General features: G+C 39.8%; 9 protein-coding genes. 4 read left to right on the top strand and 5 right to left on the bottom strand.

The genetic code is table 11. The features are described 5' to 3' along the window. Positions 1-118: 118 nt before the first annotated feature. From cbpB to FFM57_RS04270, 5 genes are all read right to left on the bottom strand, one after another. On the bottom strand, positions 119-622 hold the full coding sequence (cbpB, locus tag FFM57_RS04290) for a cyclic-di-AMP-binding protein CbpB (RefSeq protein ID WP_137599290.1): 504 nt from the start codon (positions 620-622) through the stop codon (positions 119-121). 100 nt (positions 623-722) lie between these two features. Continuing rightward, positions 723-1,238 carry a YfcE family phosphodiesterase gene (locus FFM57_RS04285; protein WP_137599287.1) on the bottom strand — a complete coding sequence of 172 codons (516 nt, stop codon included), beginning with the start codon at positions 1,236-1,238 and terminating at the stop codon, positions 723-725. Beyond that, positions 1,238-2,578, bottom strand: a complete 1,341-nt coding sequence (rph, locus tag FFM57_RS04280) for a ribonuclease PH (protein ID WP_137599286.1) — start codon at positions 2,576-2,578, stop codon at positions 1,238-1,240. Before rph ends, FFM57_RS04285 begins: the two co-directional genes overlap by 1 nt. After that, entirely contained in the window at positions 2,568-3,416 is an 849-nt protein-coding gene (gene racE / locus FFM57_RS04275; RefSeq protein WP_137599285.1) for a glutamate racemase, read from the bottom strand. The genes rph and racE overlap by 11 nt, the downstream gene beginning before the upstream one ends. Before the next feature lie 216 nt (positions 3,417-3,632). Further along, positions 3,633-3,968, bottom strand: a complete 336-nt coding sequence (locus FFM57_RS04270; RefSeq protein WP_137599284.1) for a hypothetical protein — start codon at positions 3,966-3,968, stop codon at positions 3,633-3,635. Between the two features lie 280 nt (positions 3,969-4,248). Here FFM57_RS04270 and FFM57_RS04265 point away from each other — a divergent pair, with 280 nt between their 5' ends. The 4 genes from FFM57_RS04265 to FFM57_RS04250 all read left to right on the top strand — a co-directional run bounded on the left by FFM57_RS04265 (position 4,249) and on the right by FFM57_RS04250 (position 8,199). Continuing rightward, on the top strand, positions 4,249-5,208 hold the full coding sequence (locus tag FFM57_RS04265) for a hypothetical protein (protein ID WP_137599283.1): 960 nt from the start codon (positions 4,249-4,251) through the stop codon (positions 5,206-5,208). Positions 5,209-5,259: 51 nt separating this feature from the next. Beyond that, positions 5,260-5,793 carry a 5-bromo-4-chloroindolyl phosphate hydrolysis family protein gene (locus FFM57_RS04260; protein WP_137599282.1) on the top strand — a complete coding sequence of 178 codons (534 nt, stop codon included), beginning with the start codon at positions 5,260-5,262 and terminating at the stop codon, positions 5,791-5,793. Between the two features lie 121 nt (positions 5,794-5,914). Continuing rightward, positions 5,915-6,673 carry a hypothetical protein gene (locus FFM57_RS04255; RefSeq protein ID WP_137599281.1) on the top strand — a complete coding sequence of 253 codons (759 nt, stop codon included), beginning with the start codon at positions 5,915-5,917 and terminating at the stop codon, positions 6,671-6,673. A 182-nt stretch (positions 6,674-6,855) separates the two neighbouring features. Further along, positions 6,856-8,199, top strand: a complete 1,344-nt coding sequence (locus FFM57_RS04250; RefSeq protein WP_137599280.1) for a TrkH family potassium uptake protein — start codon at positions 6,856-6,858, stop codon at positions 8,197-8,199. Positions 8,200-8,249 lie beyond the last annotated feature (50 nt).

The raw sequence follows: 8,249 nt of genomic DNA, 5'->3' as shown, positions 1-8,249 counted from the left end.
ATGTTTTTTTGTTTTTTTTCAAAAAAATTAAGGACCGATAGAATTTTCTATCAGTCCAATAAATTATAGAGCCAAAAAAACGCACAGTGCCGGTTGGTCACTGCGCGTTTTTTTACGTTCAACTAATTTTTAATTTTTCTTCTATTTCCGTCAATTCTTCTTTAGGAACAATCACGTTATGCACCTCTAATTGGTGAGCTAAACGGTTAACGGCTTTTAACACTTCGCGCCGGGTATAAATCCCTAAAAAATGATTTTCTTCATCTACTACTGGAATAAAGGAATGATCCACTAAGATATGGAGCAGATCTTCTAATTTAAAATCCAATGGTAAGGTTGGAATTCCTGTTTCCATTGCATCTTTAACAAATTTACCATTTAAATTTTCAGAATCAATCCGAGTTAAATCAAACATCTCGTCGACAATTTCTGCTAGGCCAATCAACCCGACAAAATGGTCTTCTTTATCCACCACTGGAATTTTAGAGTAGCGAACTTTCGAGAGCACTAATAACGCGTGGCTCAAAGGATTTGTGTCCATGACGCTGGCAATTTTTTCGCCATCAATCATGAATTCATCTTTACTTTCCATTAACAAACGTTGCACGTGAGGACCAATCATCTTTTTTTCATCAACCTTTCTTTCCCACTTCATTGTAGCGAATTTTCCGTGAAAAAGCTTTCTTTCTCCGACATTCAGAGGAAACTTTAATGATTTTTAACTATCTTTTAAAGTTGAAATGCAGTTGCGGAATGACTTCATGTTGCCGATTATAGTACTGCACTTGATAATTATCCCCACTCGCCTCAATGATGGCATAACTGTGATAAGCTAGTGGCCCGCGGGGTTGGGCGATGCTCCCAGGATTTAAAAATAAAATACCATCGTGGCGTTCACAACCAATCATATGAGTATGACCAAATAATGCAATGGTGGCCTTAGCCGCTTGGGCTTTTAACAATAAAGTTGTTAAATCAACGCGTACATTGGTTAAATGACCATGGCTGATAAAAATTGTTTCGTCTCCCATTTTAACGACGGCTTCATTGAGATAGCCCCGATCAAAGTCACAATTGCCACTGACGAAACCATTAAAATTTCGCCACAAAGGATCGCTACTAGGTAACTCCGAATCGCCACAGTGGAAAAAGCCGTCGACTTTACCTTGCCAATGGGCGACAATCTCCACTAAAATCTCACGATCACCGTGATTATCACTGACTACTAAAAACTGCATTACGCTTCCTCCTTCCACCAATTAGGCCAAGCCGTCTGTAAAGCTTTCAGGGCTTTGCCACGATGGGAAATTTCATTTTTTACAGCTGGCGCTAATTCAGCTGCAGTCTGTTGGTACTCTGGCACATAAAAAAGCGGATCATAGCCAAAGCCACCTTCACCTTTAGGAATCAAAGCAATTTCCCCGTCCCACTTTCCGTGCACCAGTAGCGTTTCTTTATGCGGGGCAGCTACTGCTAAAGCACAATAAAAAGCGGCTTGGCGTTGACCTTTCGGAAAAGGTGCCAACTGGGCTAATAATTTGGCGTTGTTACTGGCGGGATTTTTACTGCTGCCAGCAAAGCGCGCTGAATAAATCCCAGGCAAACCATCTAAGGCCGCCACCATTAAACCTGAATCATCAGCAATTACTGGTTGTTGTAAGATAGCAGCAATCGTTTCTGCTTTTAAGCGGGCATTTTCTTCAAAAGTTTGCCCCGTTTCGGCTACTTCGCCAATTTGCGGATAGTCTAATAAAGTTTTCACTTGGAAACCTAAGGGCGCTAATAAAGCGGCAAACTCTTTTTGTTTACCAGGATTGGTGGTGGCTACCACAATCGTTTGTGGCGATGATTGTTGCGATGTATCAACTAATAAAGCTGCTTTTTGCATTTGAATAATTTCGGCAATAGCTTGTTGGCCGTATTGTAATAAAGCGTTCAATTGCTCACCAGAAAAGCCGGTCTTTTCTCCGGTGCCTTGAATTTCAATAAACTCACCAGCTTCATTCATGACTAAGTTAAAGTCCACTTGGGCGGAAACATCTTCTGGATAATCTAAATCCACGACAACTGTCCCGTCACTTAACAGACCACAACTAATGGCAGCCACGTAAGTCTTTAAAGGAGAAGCTGGCAAATGTTTAAGCTGCGTTAATTTCCGTAAAGCTAAGGCTAAAGCCACAAAACCCCCGGTAATTGCTGTGGTCCGTGTACCCCCATCAGCTTGTATGACATCACAATCCACCTGAATCGTACGTTCTCCTAGCTTTTCTAAGTCGACTGCTTGCCGCAAAGAACGAGCGATTAAGCGTTGAATTTCTTGCGTACGTCCTTTTACGCCGGTTTTGCGCTCCCGCGGCGTGCGCCGCTGAGTGGCAAATGGCAATAAATTATAATCGGCATTGACCCAGCCACTACCACTCCCTTTTAAGAAGGGTGGGACCTTCTCTTCAATCGTGGCGGTACAAATGACTTTGGTATTTCCAAACTGAATCTCTACTGAACCTGCCGGATATAGTAAAATATCGGTCTTAATAGTTATTTCTCGTAATTGACGGTTCGTTCGGCCATCATGACGCATGGGGCTTTCCTCCTAATTCGGTAAGCGGCACATGAGTCACCGCTAAATCTTGCAACTGTAACCAGCTGTGGGCAATTTCTTGAAAAAGTTTAGCCGAGCCCGTGGTATAAAATTCATGGTGCTGTACCTCTTGACTAGGTGGTGCCGCCAGTTCAAAGTAGTCTAGTAAAGTAGAAACTTCACTAATCGTTTCTGCTCCTGAGTCAATCAGCGTCACACCACTACCTAGATAATTTTGAATAATCGGTCGTAACAACGGATAGTGCGTGCACCCTAAAATTAAGGTATCAATTTGTAAAGGTTGAAAAGCGCGTAACGTTTCAAAGACTACTTTTTTGGCTGTGGGACTGTGAAACTGATTGCTTTCCACTACCGGCACAAAACGCGGACAAGCTAAAGCTTCCACCTGTACTTGCGGATCTTTAGCCACTAAAGCTTTGGTATACGCCGCACTTTGAATCGTTCCTTGCGTGCCAATGACGCCGATTTTTTTCTTGTGGGTCGCTTTTAAAGCAGCGCGAGCACCTGGCACAATAACTCCCACCACCGGAATCGTCAATCTGGCCCGAATCGCATCTAAAGCAAAAGAAGTAGCAGTGTTACAGGCAATCACTAAAAGTTTAATATCGTGTTGCACTAAAAAATTCGCTAACTCTAAAGAGAATCTTTCCACTTGCTCTTGCGGACGCGGCCCATATGGACAGCGAGCAGTATCCCCTAAATAAATGACGCGCTCATTGGGTAATTGTTTTAATGCTTCTTTAACGACGGTTAAGCCTCCCACGCCAGAATCGAAAAAGCCGATTGGTCGTGTATCTCCGGTTGTCAATCTCTCCATCTCCTATCACGTCGTTTTCTCTTGCTCTTTTGGCGGCAAGTTGCGCAATGGCAATTGCCTTCGCAAACGCGACTCGTACTCTTGCTATTTTCCCTTTTTTCAGGATTTTTTTCAAGCTTTGCCTACGAGTTAAGGATTTTTTTAAAGAATTTATGTTTAAAAGCAAAAAAAGTTATTAGCGACTTAGCGCTAACAACCTTTTCATCTCCTCATCTATCAACTTGACACAGTACTTAACTGCTTACTTATTTCTTTTAGAATATGGTGTTTTAGTCTTGTCCATTGAGTAACACCATCCCAAATAAAAATATCACCTTCCGTTGCAAATAATACTAAGTCCTCAGTACGAATCGCAATTGTTACCTGATGCACCAGCTTTCTATCTTTCCTCGTCAAAATATCAATGTGAGCAACCGGATGGCCATTAGTTAACGTATTAATGCGCAATCGCGTCTGATAATCACCTAATTTACGAAAGGCGTTAGCTAAGCTACTTATACGGGCAGCAAAATATTTATATTGCGTAAAAGAAACTTCATCTTTAATGTACATGATTCTCATCCTTTCTTGGCTCTCTGATTGAAAGTAATCACTAAAATTAGCTGAGAAGCAAGCTTTTTTTAATCCCTAATTATTCAACAATTCTTACAAAAAAATACAACACTTTATTTCATCGTCAAATCTTTACCTCGACAATTCTACACTAATTTCACCCTTAAAAAGTTTCAACTTTTCCAAAATAGCCTCCCTATCTAGGAAAAAATGAGTCCCTCTTAGAATTCATTCGCGTTAAAATAGATTATCAAAGAATTTGATTTTGGGAGGGGTTGTGGTGAATCATCGTTATTTAGATAAAATTCGTTCCGATAAAAAAATTTCCATTGCCCAATTAGAAGCAATTGGTATTTCTAAATCCAAATACTATCGGTGGCGAGACGGCGAGGCAGAACTCACCATTGCCGAGTTCAACCGTTTACGAGTTTTACTAAATTTAAATTTTGTAGAAACTAGTTTATTGATGGAAGAACAAATTTACATTGCTAACTTTTGGGAGTGTTTTGACACGCAAAAACTTTACACGCCAACTTCTTTAATTTCCTTATCTTCAGCGATTACGCAAGTTGACTTTTATCCTCAGTACACACTTGATGAACGGTTGGCGATTCTAAGAAAAATCAAAGAGAATATTTTTGTTCAAAATGAATATGTCCTCTTACTAAATTTAATTGATTACTTTATCGCTTATCTCGTAGGCTCCGTGGATGCCATGAAATCACAACTGAATCTTATTTATCAAGAGCTAATGCGCCGCGATGTTTGGACGGAGTTTGAAATTTTAATTTTAACGGCTAATACGGGTACCCAGTCACGGAAACGTTTCAAACATTTAGAGGAGCATTTAGAACGTAGCTTTACTTTGGATAAAAATAATATTGAAACGGTGGGGCTCATCACTAGCATTCGCTTTAGTTTTTACATGGATGCTCTAATCCATTACGAAACAGAAGACATCCTTAAGATTACAGAAAAAATTAATCACGCCCAATCAGGTGGAATTTTGTCCCAACTTGTAATGGCGAAACGTTTTATCAAAATTACCAATGAGCTGATTCTTGGCGGAAAGCACAGCCAAGCAAAAGAAGAAATTGCTTTTTTCATTAAAGCCTACGAATACACTTCTGAAGGAGAGTTCAACTGGAATTCCTATTTCAATGAAGTCTGGAAAGTAGACAAAAAATGGCGTAAAAAACTTAAGGTTGACGAATTTTTTAATCTTTTACAAGAGAAATAGCCTCTTCCGTTTCGCCAGCCCAAACTTATTTTTCAGAAACGAGGTCCTCTTATGTATCTAGCCATTATTGTGATTATTATTGTCTTAACGATTTTCAGTTGGTCTTATAAAAAATGGCAAATTGAGCGCGTCTATCGGCAAAGAATTGACGTTTATCAGAAACAGCATCAACTCTCAAGCTCTGAACTGACATTATTTCGGGACACCTTGGGGGCTGCGAAGGAACAAATATTAATTATAGACAGCCTGACAAGAAGCTTGCCTAGTCTTAGAGCGGTTGAAGCTGAAACAGGCGGTTTAAAGTCCGCGAAACAAATTTTTCAACAATTGATGCAAGAACCACAAGCTTTGAATGATTTTGGTGATTTTCTTTATCAGAAGCTGCCTAGTTTGGTTAAAGCAGCAGAAAAACTCCAAGAAATTAAAAATTCTGGTGTGAATACGCCAGAAATCAAGAGCTCCGTTAATAAAATTTTGGAAACCATCACCGTCATCGCTAACAGCATCACGGATGATTACGAAAGTTTAATTAATGAAGATTCGCAAGAAATTTCTCTTACAAAAAAAATATTGGAGAAAAAGTAATGCCCCAGCAGAAAAAAACATTTCATTACGGACAAAACATTGGAGAGACAGTAATGTCTAAACAGAAAAAACATTTCATGATGAATATGATCGTCTTTTTATTAAACCGACTTTACAAAAAGTGAAAAAAACAAGTGCCAAAAATAATAAGCGTGGGCATCAGCACCAGAAAAAAGTTAATCAAATCAGCAGTTGGCTCATTGTCTTTGTTGTTATTCTTTTCCTCATTAGCCTCAAACCTTGGAAATGGCTAGCGACTTCTAGTGGAGCTAGTGGTGAATATTTAGATATTTATCCGTTACAAGATGTGAACTTAAAAGTAACTGGCGAGCAAAACTTAACGACGCCGCTCGTCGTTACTCAAGAAAGTCAGACTTTTCTCACCAGTAAAGGTTACCAAATCGAGGTTACTGGCGACGCCGACTTTGAACGTGGCGACAGTGAGTTATCTTTACTCCCGACACAAGAGGATTACCCTGATGAGCGGACGGTGGCCACGCTTAGTTTTTATGAGGGCGACTATTATCAAGGTAGCGCCACCATTACGATGTCTGCTAATCTTTTAAAGAGCACCGAATTTTATCTTGAAAAAGGAAATGATTCTTTTGCCAAAGCCTATCCACAAGCTGATTTAGCTGATGATATTCAAACGGGGTACATCCTAGAATACGATGTCAGTGATGCATATATTTTCCCAGATATTTACCAATACTATCTTTTTTCTGATGGTACTGGCTTAAGGATTGAAGTCACGCCTGATGAAGATGAAGCGAAGCTGACTAAAGCTAGCGACCTTGCCGCTGTCAAAAAAGCTTATCCCAGTGCCTTCACTTCCCTCAAAGAAAATTTTCGCTTTATTAAAACAACAGTAGCTAAGTAAATATATTTTTCCATGATAAAACGCAGCGCTCTTTTTTGCTTTTCCAGCTTAAGAGCAATGCGCTTTTTGTTATTCTTTTCCCCTTTAACCCCTATTGATAATTGAAAAAAAAAATGGTACGCTTTTATTCTATATAAACTGTCTAAAGCTCAACTATTCCTAGTAATCGTCAAGGAGGCCCAATGAAAAAATTAAAAAAAATCCCCCCCGCACAGCAAATCGCTTTGGGCTTTTTCCTGCTTATTATGGCGGGGAGTTTACTACTGACACTGCCTTTTTTTAGTCGTGAAGGTGTCTTTACGCCCTTTATTGATGCGCTTTTTACGGTGACTTCGGCGGTGTGTGTCACCGGGCTCACAACGTTAAACACAGCCCTTCATTGGAATTCTTTCGGTCATTTTTTCATTATGCTTTTTATTGAAATGGGGGGCTTAGGATTTATGATGTTTCCCATCATCTTTTATGTTTTGGCTAAGAAAAAAATTAATTTAAGTACGCGTATTTTGTTGCGGGAATCTTTAAATGTCTATGAAATTTCTGGTGTGATGCGTTTAGCTTTATACATTATTAAATTTTCCATTTTTATTCAACTTGCTGGCGCCATTGCCTTAGCCTTTACCTTTGTCCCGAAGTTTGGTCTAGCTAAAGGGTTGTGGTATGGCCTCTTCCATGCCGTTTCTAGTTTTTGTAATGCGGGCTTTGATCTTTTAGGCAATAGCTTGATTGACTATCAGCAAGATACAGCCATTATTTTGACTATGTCTGTTTTAATTATTGCCGGTGGTTTAGGTTTTTTCATTTGGCGGGATTTAATGAATTATCGTCAAAATAAGCGGCTGACCCTCCACACGAAAATTGCCTTAGTCATGACAGGCGTCTTATTAATCGGTGGCACAGTGCTCTTGTTCTTTACAGAAAATAACGGTAAAACATTAGTGCCGAATGGTAATTTTTTTCAACGCCTAGCTAATACTTTTTTCATGAGCGTTACGCCTCGGACAGCCGGCTATGCTTCCATCGACTACGGTCAAATGAGTAATGCGGGTTTAATGGTAACCATGCTTTTAATGTACATTGGCGGTACATCTGGCTCGACAGCTGGTGGTTTAAAAACTACCACCTTTGCCGTCCTTCTCTTACAAATTAAATCTGTCTTCCAAGGCAGGAGTCGGACGGAAATTGCTGGTCGGACGATTCGTTCAGCAACTGTCCTACGTGCGCAAGTCTTGTTCTTCTTAAGTTTAACTTTATGTATGGTTTCGACGATTATTTTATCTATTACTGAAAAGATTCCCGCCGGTTACGGTATTGAATATGTTGCCTTTGAAGTCTTTTCGGCTTTAGGTACCACCGGGCTATCCATGGGCTTAACTCCCCATCTCACAATTTTCGGTAAACTGATTATCATTTCCTTGATGTATATTGGACGTGTGGGGATTATGACCGTCCTCCTCTCCTTACTTATTCGTTCCACTAAACAAGAAGTACAATTAAAATATCCAGAAGAAAATATTTTAGTCGGTTAAGACAAAAAGTTCCGCAGTAGCTCTTTAAAAGAGACACTGCGGAACTTTTT

The organism is Enterococcus nangangensis, from assembly GCF_005405245.1.
GTDB lineage: Bacteria > Bacillota > Bacilli > Lactobacillales > Enterococcaceae > Enterococcus_J > Enterococcus_J nangangensis.
This window is presented reverse-complemented; position numbering and strand designations above follow the sequence as displayed.

What these genes read in the sequence shown, in the direction of transcription:
- FFM57_RS04285 (WP_137599287.1), bottom strand. Translation starts at nt 1,238, where the DNA reads ATGCAGTTTTTAGTAGTCAGTGATAATCACGGTGATCGTGAGATTTTA.
- FFM57_RS04260 (WP_137599282.1), top strand. Translation starts at nt 5,260, where the DNA reads ATGTATCTAGCCATTATTGTGATTATTATTGTCTTAACGATTTTCAGT.
- FFM57_RS04250 (WP_137599280.1), top strand. Translation starts at nt 6,856, where the DNA reads ATGAAAAAATTAAAAAAAATCCCCCCCGCACAGCAAATCGCTTTGGGC.
- racE (WP_137599285.1), bottom strand. Translation starts at nt 3,416, where the DNA reads ATGGAGAGATTGACAACCGGAGATACACGACCAATCGGCTTTTTCGAT.
- rph (WP_137599286.1), bottom strand. Translation starts at nt 2,578, where the DNA reads ATGCGTCATGATGGCCGAACGAACCGTCAATTACGAGAAATAACTATT.
- cbpB (WP_137599290.1), bottom strand. Translation starts at nt 622, where the DNA reads ATGATTGGTCCTCACGTGCAACGTTTGTTAATGGAAAGTAAAGATGAA.
- FFM57_RS04270 (WP_137599284.1), bottom strand. Translation starts at nt 3,968, where the DNA reads ATGTACATTAAAGATGAAGTTTCTTTTACGCAATATAAATATTTTGCT.